The organism is Pacificibacter maritimus, from assembly GCF_003814915.1.
GTDB lineage: Bacteria > Pseudomonadota > Alphaproteobacteria > Rhodobacterales > Rhodobacteraceae > Celeribacter > Celeribacter maritimus.
In genome coordinates this window covers 197,471-213,440 of the sequence record NZ_RKQK01000002.1, presented here as the reverse complement: position 1 = coordinate 213,440, position 15,970 = coordinate 197,471, and the positions used below count along the sequence as shown (strand labels likewise).

General features: G+C 51.9%; 14 protein-coding genes. 10 read left to right on the top strand and 4 right to left on the bottom strand.

Going from position 1 to position 15,970, the window contains the following annotated elements:
* Window positions 1–71 precede the first annotated feature (71 nt).
* From EDD53_RS07580 to EDD53_RS07560, 5 genes are all read left to right on the top strand, one after another.
* Entirely contained in the window at window positions 72–1,133 is a 1,062-nt protein-coding gene (locus tag EDD53_RS07580) for a Hint domain-containing protein (RefSeq protein ID WP_123792636.1), read from the top strand.
* Window positions 1,134–1,406: 273 nt separating this feature from the next.
* Window positions 1,407–2,027, top strand: coding sequence for a 30S ribosomal protein S4 (rpsD, locus tag EDD53_RS07575; protein ID WP_123792635.1), 621 nt, complete (start codon window positions 1,407–1,409; stop codon window positions 2,025–2,027).
* Window positions 2,028–2,203: 176 nt separating this feature from the next.
* A complete protein-coding gene (gene hisC, locus EDD53_RS07570) occupies window positions 2,204–3,292 on the top strand; it encodes a histidinol-phosphate transaminase (RefSeq protein ID WP_123792634.1) in 1,089 nt (362 codons plus the stop codon).
* Window positions 3,289–4,209, top strand: a complete 921-nt coding sequence (locus EDD53_RS07565; protein ID WP_123792633.1) for a prephenate/arogenate dehydrogenase family protein — start codon at window positions 3,289–3,291, stop codon at window positions 4,207–4,209. Before hisC ends, EDD53_RS07565 begins: the two co-directional genes overlap by 4 nt.
* Window positions 4,206–4,979: an extensin-like domain-containing protein gene (locus tag EDD53_RS07560; RefSeq protein WP_246002288.1), complete on the top strand. Its 774-nt coding sequence runs from the start codon at window positions 4,206–4,208 to the stop codon at window positions 4,977–4,979. Before EDD53_RS07565 ends, EDD53_RS07560 begins: the two co-directional genes overlap by 4 nt.
* A 2-nt stretch (window positions 4,980–4,981) precedes the next feature.
* Here the strand turns inward: EDD53_RS07560 and EDD53_RS07555 are convergent, their stop codons facing one another.
* The gene (locus EDD53_RS07555) at window positions 4,982–5,983 is read right to left on the bottom strand and encodes a DUF2125 domain-containing protein (RefSeq protein ID WP_123792632.1); all 1,002 of its coding nucleotides are present in this window, start codon (window positions 5,981–5,983) and stop codon (window positions 4,982–4,984) included.
* Window positions 5,984–6,135: 152 nt separating this feature from the next.
* Here EDD53_RS07555 and EDD53_RS07550 point away from each other — a divergent pair, with 152 nt between their 5' ends.
* The 3 genes from EDD53_RS07550 (at window position 6,136) to EDD53_RS07540 (ending at window position 9,577) form a co-directional block, all read left to right on the top strand.
* Window positions 6,136–6,684, top strand: coding sequence for a gamma-glutamylcyclotransferase (locus EDD53_RS07550; RefSeq protein ID WP_123792631.1), 549 nt, complete (start codon window positions 6,136–6,138; stop codon window positions 6,682–6,684).
* 77 nt (window positions 6,685–6,761) lie between these two features.
* Complete coding sequence (locus EDD53_RS07545) at window positions 6,762–7,931, top strand: biopolymer transporter ExbB (RefSeq protein WP_123792630.1); 1,170 nt, start codon at window positions 6,762–6,764, stop codon at window positions 7,929–7,931.
* A gap of 2 nt (window positions 7,932–7,933) precedes the next feature.
* Window positions 7,934–9,577, top strand: coding sequence for a peptidoglycan -binding protein (locus EDD53_RS07540; RefSeq protein WP_123792629.1), 1,644 nt, complete (start codon window positions 7,934–7,936; stop codon window positions 9,575–9,577).
* A 2-nt stretch (window positions 9,578–9,579) separates the two neighbouring features.
* On the opposite strand, the gene EDD53_RS07535 is transcribed toward EDD53_RS07540, so the two are convergent.
* From EDD53_RS07535 to gloB, 3 genes are all read right to left on the bottom strand, one after another.
* A complete protein-coding gene (locus tag EDD53_RS07535) occupies window positions 9,580–10,560 on the bottom strand; it encodes a M23 family metallopeptidase (protein ID WP_123792628.1) in 981 nt (326 codons plus the stop codon).
* A gap of 10 nt (window positions 10,561–10,570) precedes the next feature.
* A complete protein-coding gene (clpA, locus tag EDD53_RS07530; protein ID WP_123792627.1) occupies window positions 10,571–12,904 on the bottom strand; it encodes an ATP-dependent Clp protease ATP-binding subunit ClpA in 2,334 nt (777 codons plus the stop codon).
* Between the two features lie 235 nt (window positions 12,905–13,139).
* Entirely contained in the window at window positions 13,140–13,925 is a 786-nt protein-coding gene (gene gloB / locus EDD53_RS07525) for a hydroxyacylglutathione hydrolase (RefSeq protein ID WP_123792626.1), read from the bottom strand.
* 63 nt (window positions 13,926–13,988) lie between these two features.
* Here gloB and EDD53_RS07520 point away from each other — a divergent pair, with 63 nt between their 5' ends.
* Complete coding sequence (locus tag EDD53_RS07520) at window positions 13,989–14,738, top strand: class I SAM-dependent methyltransferase (RefSeq protein ID WP_123792625.1); 750 nt, start codon at window positions 13,989–13,991, stop codon at window positions 14,736–14,738.
* 116 nt (window positions 14,739–14,854) lie between these two features.
* Entirely contained in the window at window positions 14,855–15,589 is a 735-nt protein-coding gene (locus EDD53_RS07515) for a hypothetical protein (protein ID WP_123792624.1), read from the top strand.
* Window positions 15,590–15,970: the final 381 nt, after the last annotated feature.

Genomic DNA, 15,970 nt, shown 5'->3' with positions numbered 1-15,970 from the left:
GGCTGATTCGCATATGTTACCTTTAAGCCAATAAAAAACGACAAAACTAAAAATTGGCAGGCATACAGGCTATGAGAACGGGCTTTTCCGGCACGTTTGTCATTGCGTGGACACAGGTAGAGGTCGAAGGCCTCACTCGTGCACCGTTAACCGCTCTTTCGATCGGCGCTTCATGGCGTTGGACGGGTGAGGCGGTCTGCGTGGACGGGCCGCGTGATGTACTCGTGCTCGACGGCGCGATCGGTCAAGCAGAACTTCATCAACGGGCGGCACAATCTGTGCGGCGGTTGATCGGCTCTGCTATGGCGGGCGCTCCTATATATCACGACCCTGAGGCGCGAGATCGCCTTTTTGACGGCGGCTTTGATGTCACCGACGGGGTTAAACAATATGAGATCACTCTGATCGATACACCTGACTTGGGTGCTCCTTTACTGATGTTCATTGGCGAAATGCCTCCGAAAGATACCGATCTTTGGGTGGTCTCAAGCTATGTCGCGACAGCACGGGATGCGCGTGAAGATACGCAGGGGGCTGTGATTTGCTTTACTCCGGGGACGCAAATCTTAACCCCTGATGGCCCGCGTTTGGTCGAACATCTGGCAGAAGGCGATCTGGTGCAAACCAAAGACAACGGGCCGCAAGCCCTGCGTTGGATTGGTGGGCGCCGCATTTCAGGGGCGCGCCTTTACGCTATGCCTAAGTTGCGGCCGATCAGGTTGCGTGCTGACGCGCTTGGCATGGGCAATCCTGACAAAGATTTATTGGTGTCCCCGCATCACAGAATGCTTGTTTCGGGCAGCGCTGCGCGTGATTTGTTTAATGCCGATGAGGTTCTGGTCGCTGCTAAGGATTTGGTGAACGATTCCTCAATCGTTGTGGATCGCGCAACAAAAGAACTGCGCTATATCCATCTCTTGTTTGATGCGCATCAGGTGATCACCGCAAATGGATTGGAAACCGAAAGCTTTCATCCAGACGCGGCCGATCTTGATGATCTTGCTGGGGAGCAAAAGAAAAGTCTTTTACAGCGTTTTCCAGATCTTGGCGCGCGTACAGATGCATACGGCCCAGCAGCAAGGCGCACTTTAACAGGGGCTGAAGCTGCAATCTTAATGCATGATGTGGCCTAAGTTCTAAAAAACACGCGTTTCAAAGGATGCGCGTGTTGACTCCCTCTCTCACCACTATATAAGCCGCCCATCCCGTGGGCTGAAAAGCGCGCGGGCTAACATTGGTGTTGGTGGCCCCCGCAAGGGGATGCCTGTCGGCCGTAAGCGATAACTGTGCGCAATGCACATAGTTCGTGGAAAGCAAAGGACAGCACCTTTCACAGGCTGCCACTTGGGCGCATGACGTTCTGTCTTGCATTTCGGGTGGAGCATCACATTGAAAGGATCCAGATCGTGACCAAACGCACATCTGCCAAGTACAAAATTGACCGCCGCATGGGCGAAAACATTTGGGGCCGCGCTAAATCCCCAGTAAACCGTCGCGAATATGGCCCAGGCCAGCACGGTCAGCGCCGCAAAGGCAAATTGTCTGACTTCGGTCTTCAGTTGCGCGCTAAACAAAAACTGAAAGGTCACTACGGCGATCTGACAGAAAAACAATTCCGCCGCATTTACGCTGACGCTGTGCGCATTAAAGGCGATACAGGTGAAAACCTTATTGGTTTGCTCGAATCCCGCTTGGACGCTGTTGTGTACCGCGCAAAATTCGTGGCAACTGTCTTTGCTGCCCGTCAGTTCGTAAACCACGGCCACGTGACAGTGAACGGCAAACGCGTAAACATCCCTTCTTACCGTGTTAAAGAAGGTGACGTTGTAGAAGTACGTGATCGTTCCAAGCAAATCGCAGTTGTTCTTGAAGCAACTCAATTGGCTGAACGCGATGTTCCTGACTACATCGAAGCTGATCACTCCAAATTGAAAGCGACATTCGTACGCAAGCCTGGTCTTGCGGATGTTCCATTCGCTGTTCAAATGGAACCAAACCTCGTTATCGAATTCTACGCTCAGAACTAATCTGAGCCGTCTCGATCAAAATTTAAAGGGCCGTCCATTTGGGCGGCCTTTTTTCTGTTGTGGGAAACGCGACAAAACAGCCGCGATACACAAGATTTTGACCTGTGTGGGCAATCAGACTTTCCTTGCGGGGCAGGCGCTTGTATGAGTGATCTACCTTACCGAGAGCTGCCCAAATGACCCGTGTGATTGAACCGCAACCGAAAATTCTCGACATTACTTTGTACCAAAGCGGCGCAAGTAAAATCGAAGGACAAGATAACGCAATCAAACTGTCGTCAAACGAAAATCCGTTTGGCACGCCTGATTCTGCGAAAACTGCTTTTGCAAAGGCGGCTTATCAATTGCACCGCTATCCCAACACAGATCACGCGAGTCTGCGTCAAGCGATTGGGGATGTTCACGGGCTTGATGCGCAAAAGATCATCGTGGGCGTTGGTTCTGATGAGATCATCACATTCTTATGCCAAGCCTATGCAGGTGTCGGTGATGAAGTTATTCACACGGAACACGGGTTTTCGATGTACCGTATTTCGACTTTGGCCGCAGGAGCGACCCCTGTTTGCGTTCCCGAACGTGAACGTGTCATTGATGTGGATGCGATCCTTGCAGCCTGTACCGAGAAAACAAAATTGGTGTTTATCGCAAATCCCGCGAACCCAACAGGTACGATGGTTGGTCAGCGCGAAGTATCGCGTTTGGCGGATGGATTACCTGCGCAAGCTATTCTCGTGCTGGACGGAGCCTATGCCGAATATGTCGAAGGCTTTGACGGCGGCGCGGCCCTCATTGAGACACGCGACAATGTGGTCATGACCCGAACGTTTTCCAAGATGTATGGCCTTGGTGGCGCGCGTATCGGATGGGGCTATGGCCCGCAGGAAATCATCGATACTTTGAATCGTGTGCGCGGTCCATTCAACATGTCCGAGCCCCAACTCGCGGCGGCTGAGGCAGCTGTCAAAGACCGTGAATGGGTTGAAAAATGCCGCGAAGATAATGCGCGTTTGCGTGCGTGGTTGGCAGAGGCACTGATGGAACATGGCGTGCCCTCTGACACCTCCTGCGCAAACTTCATTTTAGCACGCTTTATCAACGAAGCCGAAGCAGAAGGCTGTGATGATTTTCTAAAAGCGAACGGGCTTTTGGTGCGCCGCGTTGGCGGGTACGGCCTGCCCAATTGCCTGCGGATCACAGTGGGGGATGAATCCTCATGCCGCCGTGTCGCGCATACCATCGGACAGTTTCTGGAGCAAAACCGATGACCATTCTCTACAACCGCGTGGCGCTCATCGGCCTTGGGTTGATCGCGGGATCGATGTCTTTGGCGATGCGCCGTGCTGGGGTTGCGGGTGAAATTACGGGCTATGCTCGTTCCAGCGAGACTCGCAATACTGCGCGCGAAATCGGCCTAGTTGATCATGTGTGCGACACAGCGCTTGACGCGGTTAAGGATGCTGATTTGGTCGTGCTCGCTGTGCCAGTTGGCGCTATGGGCACCGTTATGGCCGAAATTGCACCAGCCCTAAAACAGGGCGCTGTTGTGACAGATGTGGGGTCGGTAAAAGGCGATATTTTTGCCTCTGTTTTACCGCATCTTCCTGAACAGGCTGAATTTATTGGCACGCACCCAATGGCTGGGACCGAACACTCAGGGCCGAATTCGGGTTTTGCAGAACTGTTTGATAAGCGTTGGTGTTTGATCGTTCCGCCTGAGGGCGCATCGGAAACTGAAATCCAGAGATTAGAAAAATTCTGGCGCGCACTTGGGTCTGATACCAAGCGGATGGAAGCAGAACACCACGATCTGGTGTGCGCTGTGGTATCACATACACCGCATTTAATCGCCTATACGATGGTGGGTGTCGCTGATGATTTAAGCCGCGTGACGGACCAAGAGGTGATTGAGTTTTCTGCGGCAGGGTTTCGCGACTTTACCCGTATAGCTGCATCAGATCCGACCATGTGGCGTGACGTGTTTTTGTCAAACAAAGACGCGACTTTGGAAATACTTGGACGATTTACCGAAGAATTGTTCGCCCTTCAGCGCGCCATCCGAATTGGCGATGGCGACCACTTGCATGATTATTTTACCCGCACACGAGCCATTCGTCGTGGAATTATTGAGGCGGGCCAAGATACTGATGCGCCGAACTTTGGGCGCCATTCTGACGCGACATGATAGCTGAGCGTGCCACATATGCGATCTGTTTTCTAATCGTTTCGCTGACTGTGCCGCAAAAAGCGGTTTTCGCGACTGAGCTTGCCAAGTCGATTGTACCGCAAGCCAGACCAGTTGCTGCGCCTCTAAATGTGTCGACCGCGCAGCAAGGTAACACAGTGTCTGAAATGGCCATATCTATCTTGCCAACAGCCCGTCCAAAAGGGCTGACAGCGCCAACTGTGCAAGCTGTGAAGTATCGGTCAAAAGGATCTGTTTGTGGCGTCAAAGAGATCCGTGGCACGCTGTCCACAGCGATCCCCGCCAAGTTACAAGGCTGCGGTTTAGATGGGCCTGTTCATGTGACCGAAATTTCAGGTGTTACATTGTCACGCCCTGCGACAATCGATTGCACTACGGCAAAGGCCTTGCACAAGTGGGTCGAAAAAGGTGCAAAACCTGCTGCCAAACGTATCGGGGGCGGGCTGAGTTCACTCACGGTTGTGGCCAGTTATGCCTGCCGACCGCGCAATAATATTCCAGGCGCTAAAGTGTCTGAACATGGACGTGGGCGTGCTATTGATATCGCAGGCGTCACATTCAAAAATGGCGATGTTGCGACTGTTTTAAAGGGTTGGAATAGCAGGGCTTACGGCAAGATGTTTAAGAAAATGCACAAGTCTGCTTGCGGTCCCTTTGGTACGGTGTTGGGGCCCAATGCCAACAAATATCACAAAGACCATTTTCACTTTGACACGGCACGCTACAGATCTGGCAGTTATTGCCGCTAGATTTAGCGAATGATCAAGCGCGGGGCAGGGCCAAGTGGAATAAATCCAAAGGCGATCGACCCACCCGAAAGGCTAAGTTCGGCATCGATGGTATTCGCATTGCCTTTCATCTTGGCCAAGATTTCGCCCGCACGCAGGGCAATGGATTCCATAGATTGCGGAATAACCCCAGATGCAGTGCCAAGCGCAATCAATTCGCGCCAATTCGTGGCTTGAATTTGAATTGTGCCGTTTGGATAGCCTTGCTTGTCGACATCAAATTCACCTGCGATGTTCAAATTAACGGCCCCCCAAATGGCTGATGCTTTGTGCAAGACCACATGTTTGGGTTGCGGGCGCGGACCTTCGAGCGCTGTGATATCCCAGTCTTTGTCAAACTTTATGGTCGTATCGATTTGCAAGCTGTCAAATGTATCTGACAGCACGCCTTCGGGGTTCAGCTTTGACAGCAGTCCCGATGAGGGTTTGAGGCCTGTTAGTGAAAACTGTGTTTCATAAGTAAACGGGGTATCTGGGTTACGGACAGCTTGCGCCTGAGCCTCGTTTAAAAACAATTCCCATCCCGCAGATGATTGTGCTGTGATCTCGCTAAAATTAAACGCGGCTTGATGCACAGTGAGAGATGGCCCAACGCCCAAAACCAATGTGCTGTTTATCGTTTCATTGGTGGCATTGATTGTTTGCAGCGGCGTTGAAACACGCAGGTCTTGTGCAAGAGTGGCCTCGACCCGTGTGGGTGTGAAGCTGCGGCTTTTTAGTTCAAACTGCGATGTTTGATATGCCACGCCTGTTTTGGGGTCAGCAATCGCCAAATCCTGCAACACTGTGTGAAAGCTTAAAGGATACCCGCCTGTGTCCAGCGCTGCATAGTCTGCCTGCCACCCTTCGGCTTGACGCGCTGAAAGCCATGCGGCGATGCTGCGTTCTGTTGTGCGCGCGCCGATCAGCCAATACCCAGAATACAAGACGACAGCGATTAGAAACAGAAAGATAAGTTTGCGCATAGCAGGTCCTTTCACGAACTCTTTGAGCAAGGGCGTAAGATGTGTTTAAACGCAGTTACTGAACTTGGCCAGAGTGCCAAAAAACACTGAGCGAAATACGGAACATGGCACTGCGTGGGTCTTTGGATCAGCGCACAGACGGGACAAGGCAAATGATCGACGCAGAAAATGGGTTTTGGGTTTTCGGTTACGGATCATTGTTGTGGAACCCCGAATTCGATTATATCGAACGCACACCTGCTGTACTTGATGGATATGCGCGCTCTTTTTGCATGTGGTCAATTCATCACCGCGGCAGCGTCGAGGTGCCAGGCTTGGTGCTTGCTCTTGATGCACAGCCAGACGCCAGTTGTCAGGGGGTGGCCTTTCGCATCGGCCCTGATTTTGCAGAAAAATCACTTGCAGATTTACGCGAACGCGAATTGGTGTCCTCTGCATATGTCGAACATCTTGTGCCTCTGCGCAGGCCTGATGGGCGTGAACTACAAGCACTGGCCTATGTGATTGATCCAGCGCACCCGCAATACACAGGGGCGCTGACCTTGGACGAACAAGCTGATATCATCGCTAAAGCAACCGGCGGGCGTGGGCCGAATTGTGACTATTTGTTCAACACAGCATCCCATTTGATCGAACTGGGGATGGAAGATCACGATCTTACGGAATTGTCAGAAAAAGTGCGCCAGCGTCTTTGTGCGTAAAGTAAATCCTGTGTTGGCATGAGCAGCTTCCTCGCCTATCGTGACAGCAATAGAAACAACAGGTCAGGATGAGGTCAATGGACCAACCCGATCGCGAAGCAGTACAATCTTTTTCACAACCCGTGAGGCAGATCACCCTAATGCTGATCGTCTTAGGGCTGGTGTCCTTTGGTGGTTACGTGGCCTTGCCGCGGGTTTTGCCTGTATTTTTGGCGAATCCGTTCTTAAACGGCTTCATCGCCTTGGTGTTTGTCATCGGTGTCGTTGCCTGTTTTTGGCAGGTCATTCAACTGGTCGGTTCGGTCAATTGGATTGAACGTTTCATCGGTGTGCGCCCGCAACAGCAGGGCAAACGGGCACCACGTTTGCTGGCCCCTTTGGCGGGTTTGATGCGCGAACGGGGCGCGCAGTCACAAATTTCTGCTTCGTCATCGCGCTCTATTTTGGATTCGGTCGCTACCCGCATTGATGAAGCCCGCGACATCACCCGCTATATTTCGAACCTTTTGATTTTCTTGGGGTTGCTGGGCACGTTCTACGGACTTGCTACAACTGTACCCGCGCTCGTCGATACCATTCGCGCGCTGTCCCCGACAGAAGGCGAAGGGGCCGCAGATGTGTTTTCACGTTTGATGACGGGATTGGAACAACAGCTGGGCGGTATGGGCACGGCATTTGCGTCGTCGCTCTTGGGCTTGGCTGGGTCTTTGGTTGTTGGCCTGCTTGAACTCTTTGCGTCTCATGGCCAAAACCGGTTCTTCCGCGAACTCGAAGAGTGGATGTCATCCATCACGCGCATCGGATTTTCAGGCAATGACGGCGACGGCGAAATGTCTGGGGCCGTGGGTGTTTTGGATCACATGAGCCAACAGATGGATGCTTTGCAGACCCTGTTTACCCAATCAGCTGTTGCGCGATCTGCGGCTGATGACCGAATGGATCAACTGGCACAGTCCATTGATCGTTTGGTCGCGAAAATGGACGATAATGACGGTTCAACGCGCGCGCTCGACAGCCTTGCTGAAACGCAGATGCGCCTTGTTACCGTACTAGAAAAAAAATCGGATGGTGGAGCGCCTTTTGGCGAAGACGCAGAAGGCCGCATGCGCTTGCGTTCGATTGATGTTCAGCTTTTGCGCATTTTAGAAGAGCTGTCAGCAGGGCGGCAAGAAAGCACCAATGCGCTCCAGTCAGAACTGTCGGCACTCACGCGCGCCTTGCGTGATCTGTCGGGGCAGGACACGTAAACATGGCTGTTTTGCGTCGGTCTTCGCAGCGGATGTCTGGGTCAATTTGGCCCGGGTTTGTCGATGCTATGACCGCTTTGCTTTTGGTTCTTATGTTCGTGTTGACCATTTTCATGGTGGTCCAAGCCATGCTGCGCGACACAATCACGGGGCAAGAAAGCGAATTAAACGCCCTGTCCAGCGAAGTTGAAGCACTGGCGCGCGCCCTTGGTCTTGAGCAGCAAAAAACATTTGGTCTGGAAGAGCAGCTTGGAAATATGCGCGCAACACTCAGCGAGGCACGCAATATCGCTGATGCGCAAACCGCACTGATCACATCCTTGCAAGCAGACAATGCAGCACAGCTTGCGCATATTTCATCCTTTGAAGCGCAGGTTGCCAGCCTTCTTGCGCAACGCGATAGTGCAGTGGGGCGCGCAGAGGAATTGACTGCAACCGTGGCAGAACTGGAAGCGGCCAAAGATAGAATTCTAAGTGATCAAGAAGCGCTGCAATTGGCGTTGGCGCAGGCGCGCGATGAAATAGATGCGGCCGCTGAACAAGCCCGTTTGGCAGCTGCGCGCCGCGAAGCTTTGGATGCTTTGGTCGCGCAATTGCAATCAGAAACCGCAGAAAAAGACGCCGCATTGGCCGCAGCCCTTGTTGACACTGAGCAAGCGACCACAGCCCTCAGTCAAGCCGAACAGGATCGGTTGTTGGATCAAGCGGCTTTGCAATCCTTGCGCGACCGTTTGGCCACATCACAAGATGAATTAACGGCCATGACCCTTGCACTTGAACAAGAACGCAAAGAGGCTGAAGAAACGCTTACGCTCTTGGCCGCAGCAGAAGCCGCGCGAAAATCGTTGGACCAATCGGCACAAGAACAATTAAGCGAGGCGCAAAAGCAAGCAGCGCTCTTGGCCACCGCCAAAGCTGCCTTGGCGACAGAGACCGAAAAATCCGCAGCTGCATCGCGCAAATTGGCGTTGCTCAATCAACAAGTGGCCGAATTGCGCAGCCAGCTTTCCTCACTTCAAGCGATCTTGGATGATCGTGCGTCACGAGATGCAGAAGCAAATGTTCAAATCGATGCACTAACATCACGGCTCAATTCTGCCTTGGCACAGGTCGCAGCCGAAGAGCGCCGCCGTGCAGAATTGGAAGAAGCAGAGCGTAAGCGTTTGGAAGCTGAAGCTAAGCAGCTGGAAAACTACCGCTCCGAATTCTTTGGACGGTTGCGCGAAATCCTAGGCGACCGCGAAGGCGTGCGGATTGTCGGTGACCGTTTTGTGTTCAGTTCTGAAGTTTTGTTTGATCAAGGCTCCGCCACTTTGGCCAATTCAGGGCAGGCGCAGATTGCGCGTGTGGCACAGATTTTGTCGGATGTGTCCAAAGACATTCCTGCCGAAATTGATTGGGTGATCCGCGTTGATGGGCATACTGATCGCGCGCCACTATCGGGAACAGGCGAGTTTAAAGACAACTGGGAACTCAGTCAGGCGCGTGCACTTTCTGTGGTGCGCTATATGACGGATGCATTGGGATTTCCCGCGGGTCGTTTGGCTGCTGCTGGTTTTGGTGAATATCATCCGATCGCGCAAGGCAATAGCCCCGCAGCATATGCACAAAACCGCCGCATCGAGTTGAAACTGACAGAAAAATAGTTTTACGGGATCAAGTCAATCTGATGTGACATTGAGCTGATGACAATGCCATTTCGTTCGATTTCAACCTGTGCTTCATACGTGCCTTCGGGCCAGCTCTGCGATGATTTGCGTCCTGTGGCGTTGAAAAACTGTGCTTGGTTTTTCGTTGATGTCACATCGCGCTGCGCGACGATCCCTTTTGGTCCGCGTAATGTCAGGCGCATGATGTCGTTCGTTTGACCACCAAAGGCAAAGCCATAGACCACAAGTGCAGGGCTAGAAACGGGCAAGCTGTCGACCAAGACCGTGCCTGCTTTTATCGCAGCGTACTCGGGCTCCGAGCTTGCGATACCAACCTGCAAAAGACTGGTGCTTTGATACGCAATCGGTTGATCCCACAGGCTGTCAGTTGGCGTGGTCGTGCATGCATTGGATGTTTTGGACGCGAATGGATTAAACGGGTCGATCACTTTACCATCTTTACGCGCAACGATATGCACATGTGGAAACTCGGTGCGCCCAGACAGTCCGACTTGCCCCAAAGGAGCACCGCGTTCGATCTGATCGCCTTGTTTCACAATCAAAGATCCGCGTTTCATGTGACAGTACTGCGTTGTCCATCCACCGCCGTGATCAAGTACCAGCCCATTGCCGCATTCGACACCGCTTACATTTGGCGCATTTGGAGATTTTTGCGAGATGTCGGCCATGCCATCACGTGTGGCAACAACGCGACCAGCGGCAGAGGCTAGAACATTAACGGGCTTGAGCATGTCGGCCTGTGTGGGCAGTGCAAAATCAACCCCCTTATGGCCGTTGTAGGTCAGCGCGCCACAGGTAAAATCTTGGGCTGCTGAACTGGGGTCTGTGTCGACATAGTTTTGGATATAGCAATCGCTGCCTAGGGTGCAGTCGATGGGTTGGCTTAAACGAATGTCCCCCGCAAGCGCAGGGCTTGCGAGGGACAAAATTGACAAGAGTGATGTCAGAACAGATCGCATACTTACGGCCTTAGTCCGCCGTCAGCAAAGGCGGCTTTTTGCGTGAACCGATACGCTTGTCGCCAATCTCTTGGATACGCAAATCGATTTGGCCATCTTTAACGCCCACTTGCACCACACCACCTTTGGCCAGCTTGCCAAACAGCAATTCTTCGGCGAGCGGTTTTTTGATGTGTTCTTGGATTACGCGCCCCAAAGGACGCGCGCCCATTTTGCTGTCATAGCCTTTGTCACCCAGCCATTCAGCTGCAGCACGCGTAAGTTCGATATGTACGTTGCGATCCATAAGCTGTGCTTCGAGTTGCAGAACAAACTTTTCAACAACTTGGAAAATCACATCTTTTGGCAGCGGAGCAAAGGAAATCACAGCATCCAAGCGGTTGCGGAATTCAGGGGTAAAGGTCCGCTCAATCGCTGCTGTGTCTTCTCCTTCGCGGCGATCACGGCCAAAGCCGATTGCCTCTTTTGCTTGTTCTGATGCGCCAGCGTTTGATGTCATGATCAAAATAACATTGCGGAAATCCACGGTGCGACCGTTGTGATCGGTTAGTTTGCCGTTATCCATGACTTGCAACAAAATGTTGTAAACATCAGGGTGCGCTTTTTCCATTTCATCGAGCAAAAGCACACAATGCGGGTGTTGATCGATCCCGTCCGTCAGCATGCCGCCTTGGTCAAAGCCCACATAGCCGGGAGGCGCACCAATGAGGCGTGAAACGGCGTGTTTTTCCATGTATTCAGACATATCGAAACGCAAAAGTTCGACACCCAAAGTGTCTGCCAGCTGTTTGGCCACTTCGGTTTTGCCGACACCTGTCGGTCCTGCGAACAGGTAGTTGCCGATAGGTTTCTCTGGCTCACGTAGGCCAGCACGTGCAAGTTTGATCGCTGATGACAAGGCCACAATGGCTTTGTCTTGACCAAAGACCACGCGCTTGAGCGATCCTTCGAGATCCTTGAGAATCTCTGTATCGTTCTTGGACACGCTTTTCGGCGGGATGCGCGCGATTTTCGAAACAACTGCTTCGATTTCTTTCGGGCTGATGGTTTTGCGACGACGACTTTCCGACAAAAGATGCTGGGCTGCACCAGCTTCATCGATGACATCAATCGCTTTATCTGGCAACTTGCGGTCATGGATGTAGCGTGACGACAATTCCACAGCGGATTTGATCGCATCGTTGGTGTAGCGAATGTCGTGGTGATCTTCGAAATAGGGTTTCAGCCCCATCAAAATTTTCACAGCATCATCGACTGACGGCTCATTCACATCGATTTTTTGGAAGCGGCGCACCAAAGCGCGATCTTTTTCGAAATGTTGACGGAATTCTTTATATGTTGTCGAGCCCATGCAGCGCAGTTTGCCGCCCGCCAAAGCAGGTTTCAGCAAGTTCGACGCATCCATAGCGCCACCAGATGTGGCACCCGCACCGATAACAGTGTGGATTTCATCAATAAACAAAATCGCATCTGGGTGGTCTTCGAGTTCTTTCATGACCGCTTTTAGGCGCTCTTCGAAATCACCACGGTAGCGCGTGCCCGCGAGCAATGCGCCGAGATCGAGCGAATAGATGATTGCTTGGGACAACACTTCAGGCGTTTCGCCATCGACAATCTTGCGAGCCAGACCTTCCGCGATGGCCGTTTTACCCACACCAGGATCGCCCACAAGCAAGGGATTGTTTTTACGCCGACGGCAAAGAACCTGAATGCAACGTTCAACTTCATGGGCGCGGCCGATCAAGGGGTCCACATCCCCTTTGGCGGCTTTCTTATTGAGATCGACACAGTATTTAGCCAAGGCGGATTCTTTTTCGTCACCGCCTGAAGTTGCACCGCCCAACTGGTCTTGGTCATGTTCATCGTCCGCGCCTGTTACAGGGCGCGTTTCTTCATAGTTTGGATCTTTGGCAACGCCATGCGCAATAAAGTTAACCGCATCATAGCGAGTCATGTCTTGTTCTTGCAAAAAGAACGCCGCATTGGATTCGCGTTCAGCAAAAATCGCAACCAGTACATTTGCGCCTGTCACTTCGGTGCGACCAGAGGATTGTACATGGATCGCAGCGCGTTGAATGACGCGTTGGAACGATGCGGTGGGCACAGCTTCTGACCCATCGACATCCGTAATCAGGGTCGTCAAATCGTCTTCAATGTAATCGACAAGCGTCTTGCGCAATTCTTCGAGATCAACATTACAGGCCTGCATAACGCGGCCCGCATCGGGTTCATCAACCAAAGCAAGCAACAAGTGTTCAAGCGTTGCAAGTTCATGTTTGCGTGCATTTGCAAGGGCCAATGCTGCGTGGATGGCTTGTTCTAGGCTATTGGAAAATGATGGCACTGTGGGGGTGCTCCTTTCATTCGGGTCTATATTCGGCCTGCGGTGGCCTTAGGTTCACCGTGGTCTCATACTCTTAAGGTTCGATTGAAACCTGCGCACTTCAAGAGAATTTTTGGTTAACACTCGTATTTTTTCTACGAGCTTCCATTTTTTATGCTGTGAAACGCGCGTTACGCATCCCTTTGTTTATATGATGTATGTTGCACGCCTGCCTTTGCAAGTCCCAAATGCGTGATCAGAACCTGTCTTTTCTGGCGCGAATTTCTGTAAAGACATCTAAATCCGTTGCATTGATCATATTCACGGCACTTTTCACCCCGCTCGTATCTGCGCGTAGAAACGGATTTGTGTCTTTCTCAAGTTTCAAGCGGGTGGGCACAGTGGGCAGATCGCGGGCACGCTTTTCCGTGATGTCTTTGACCCGTTTTAAAAGTGCGGAGTTCTCAGGATCGACCGTGATGGCAAAGGCAGCATTACTGGCAGAGTATTCATGGCCAGAACACACAAGAGTGTCATCGGGCAGGGCGCGTAGGGTTAACAGGCTATCCCACATTTGCTGTGGCGAGCCTTCGAACAACCGACCACATCCCAAAGCCATCAAACTATCGGCACTGAATAGAATTTTGTCCTGCACTACGAAGTATGCGATATGGCCAATGGTGTGACCAGGGACATCCATGACCTCGACCGTTTGATTTGCGAATTGAAACTGTTCACGCGGGGACAAGGCTTTGGTTACAAGATGCGCAGGTAAGCGGTGCATGTCAGCGGCAGCGGCCATAACGGCAGGAGTCCAGCCGCGCGCAGCGCAAGCGTCAAGCAGAGGCGCAAGGCCATCAATGTGGTCCCAATGGTGGTGGGTGAGCCAAATATCGGTCAAAGCCCAGCCATGTTTGTCCAGCTCTGCCAAAATAGGCGCATGGTCTGCCACATCAATACAAGCTGTCGCTTTTGATGCTGGATCATGCAAAAGATATGCGTAGTTATCTTTGAGGGCGCAAAAGGTCGCGAGTTCTAGCATGGTGTTTGTCCAAAGTTTAGGGCATCATCTTTATAACACTTGACCAAGGGTACAGGTTTTACAATGCATCTTGACGTTGTTGATTTGAAAAACTTCTACTACCGCACGGGCCTTGGGCGCGCAGCGCAGCGCGTTATTCGCGACCAAGTCGTGTCCTATTGGCCTGATGCCTCTCGTCAAACTGTTGCAGGATTCGGATTTTCCGTGCCCTTGTTGCGCCCCTATTTGGCCGACGCGCGCCGCGTTGTGGCCCTCATGCCAGATCAGCAGGGCGTTATGCCTTGGCCTGCGGGGATGGAAAACACATCTACGCTGTGTCACGAAACCGCTTGGCCGTTGCAAACAGGCCTCGTGGACAAGCTTGTGGTGATGCATGGCTTGGAAACGTCAGATCACCAATCCGCGTTGCTTGACGAATGTTGGCGTGTGCTGGGGCCTGGCGGCAAAGCTTTGTTTATTGTGCCCAATCGTGGCGGTGTTTGGTCGCGCACAGACAGCACGCCCTTTGGCTTTGGGCGCCCATATTCTTTAGGGCAATTGGAAACGCAATTGAAACGCGCGAACTTCGTTCCAGAACGCCATAAGGCCGTGCTGTTCCAACCGCCGTCTAATAAGAAATTCTGGCTGCGCTCGGGCCCTATGTTGGAACGCATCGGACGCCAAGTCACGGATCATCTCGCTGGGGGTGTTTTGATGATTGAAGTGTCAAAGCAAGTCTATGCACAAACGGGTACAGGCAGTCCTCAAGCAATCAAACGCGCCAAAGGCGTTTTGGGCGGATTACGCCCCGTGCCCGAGGCAAAGCCTGCTTAGACTTCGATTTCTGTACGCGATGGCTGGCTGTGATTTTAGCAGCGCTTAACCAAATTCAAATAAGATCCCTTTAAACCTGCCGATACTCAAATTTCGTTTTAGGCGATGGGGACTATATGTTGGAAATTTTATGCCTCACGATGATGGGGATTGGACTTGGTGATATCCTGCAAGGGCTGCTGGATGAGGACGATCAGGACGACTCCGATGAGGCGGCTGATGAAAATTTCGATCCCATTGTCGAAGATATTCCTATCGACTCTGTGTTCGATGACGCCCCCGTTGATGTCGCGCGTGATGATGCGACTATCGTGACGACCGACAGCACAGTCACTGTTACACAAGCCATGATTGATGCTGAAGATGATGATGATATCGTTTCCGAATATGTTCTGACCGAAGGCGCGAACCTTGCCATCAATATCGATGACGATGTCGATGGATATGTGCATTTGGTGCACACGGGCTACACAGATGCCGAAACCGTGGATGATCTCGATGGTTTCACCTACGGCGTGAGCTTGGATATTTTGGTGGTTACCGATTCCCCACTTTCGCCATACCTGTCTTCAATCTCAGGCGATGCCGAAGGGTATGAATTTGACTTTGCGACAGATGTGACCGTGTTGAGTGTGGTGGAAACATATAGCGCAACACAGGCTGAGACAGGCGATGTGCCATATATCGAAAGCTTGGGTGGCTTTGTCCAAACAGGCTCGGGTCAGATTGACACCTTTTCAAATCAGTATGACCCGACAGTTGATGCGCAATACAACGGGGCCACCCCTCCTAAGACCCCGTGGTGGGAAGCAATGGTCAGTGAGGCAAATACACAATCCACCGTGGGATAAGGCCCGATGTGAAGCGGGTGCTTCAAGCTGAACAAATTGTATTTGCATAGATTGCTCGACGCCTCAGGTGTGTCTTCACAGGGGGCACCATAAGATTACAGCGCGAGAGCAGGCTGTTTTGGCAAGGATTCGTCGAAACAAGCAAAAGTTTTACTAGATGTTATAACTTTTTTTAGGCCTTGTTTTACTCTAAATCACGTAAGTCATTGATAATAGGTAAATGCGCCTGCGACATCTTCGCAGGAAAGCGCAGTAACACGGTTGCGAGCTCGCAAATGCTCCGCTATACCCATCGCGATTTTTGCTGCCTGTGCATTCGCACGGGTTTCTCAATATGCCCGACCTTTGAAGTTCATGTATAAGTGAATTGAAAGGGAAAGG

Bases quoted from the DNA above. Each gene is read 5' to 3' on its own strand.
- EDD53_RS07515 (WP_123792624.1), top strand. From the start codon at position 14,855: ATGTTGGAAATTTTATGCCTCACGATGATGGGGATTGGACTTGGTGAT.
- EDD53_RS07555 (WP_123792632.1), bottom strand. From the start codon at position 5,983: ATGCGCAAACTTATCTTTCTGTTTCTAATCGCTGTCGTCTTGTATTCT.
- EDD53_RS07545 (WP_123792630.1), top strand. From the start codon at position 6,762: ATGGACCAACCCGATCGCGAAGCAGTACAATCTTTTTCACAACCCGTG.
- EDD53_RS07520 (WP_123792625.1), top strand. From the start codon at position 13,989: ATGCATCTTGACGTTGTTGATTTGAAAAACTTCTACTACCGCACGGGC.
- EDD53_RS07540 (WP_123792629.1), top strand. From the start codon at position 7,934: ATGGCTGTTTTGCGTCGGTCTTCGCAGCGGATGTCTGGGTCAATTTGG.
- EDD53_RS07565 (WP_123792633.1), top strand. From the start codon at position 3,289: ATGACCATTCTCTACAACCGCGTGGCGCTCATCGGCCTTGGGTTGATC.
- EDD53_RS07535 (WP_123792628.1), bottom strand. From the start codon at position 10,560: ATGCGATCTGTTCTGACATCACTCTTGTCAATTTTGTCCCTCGCAAGC.
- EDD53_RS07560 (WP_246002288.1), top strand. From the start codon at position 4,206: ATGATAGCTGAGCGTGCCACATATGCGATCTGTTTTCTAATCGTTTCG.
- EDD53_RS07580 (WP_123792636.1), top strand. From the start codon at position 72: ATGAGAACGGGCTTTTCCGGCACGTTTGTCATTGCGTGGACACAGGTA.
- hisC (WP_123792634.1), top strand. From the start codon at position 2,204: ATGACCCGTGTGATTGAACCGCAACCGAAAATTCTCGACATTACTTTG.
- EDD53_RS07550 (WP_123792631.1), top strand. From the start codon at position 6,136: ATGATCGACGCAGAAAATGGGTTTTGGGTTTTCGGTTACGGATCATTG.
- gloB (WP_123792626.1), bottom strand. From the start codon at position 13,925: ATGCTAGAACTCGCGACCTTTTGCGCCCTCAAAGATAACTACGCATAT.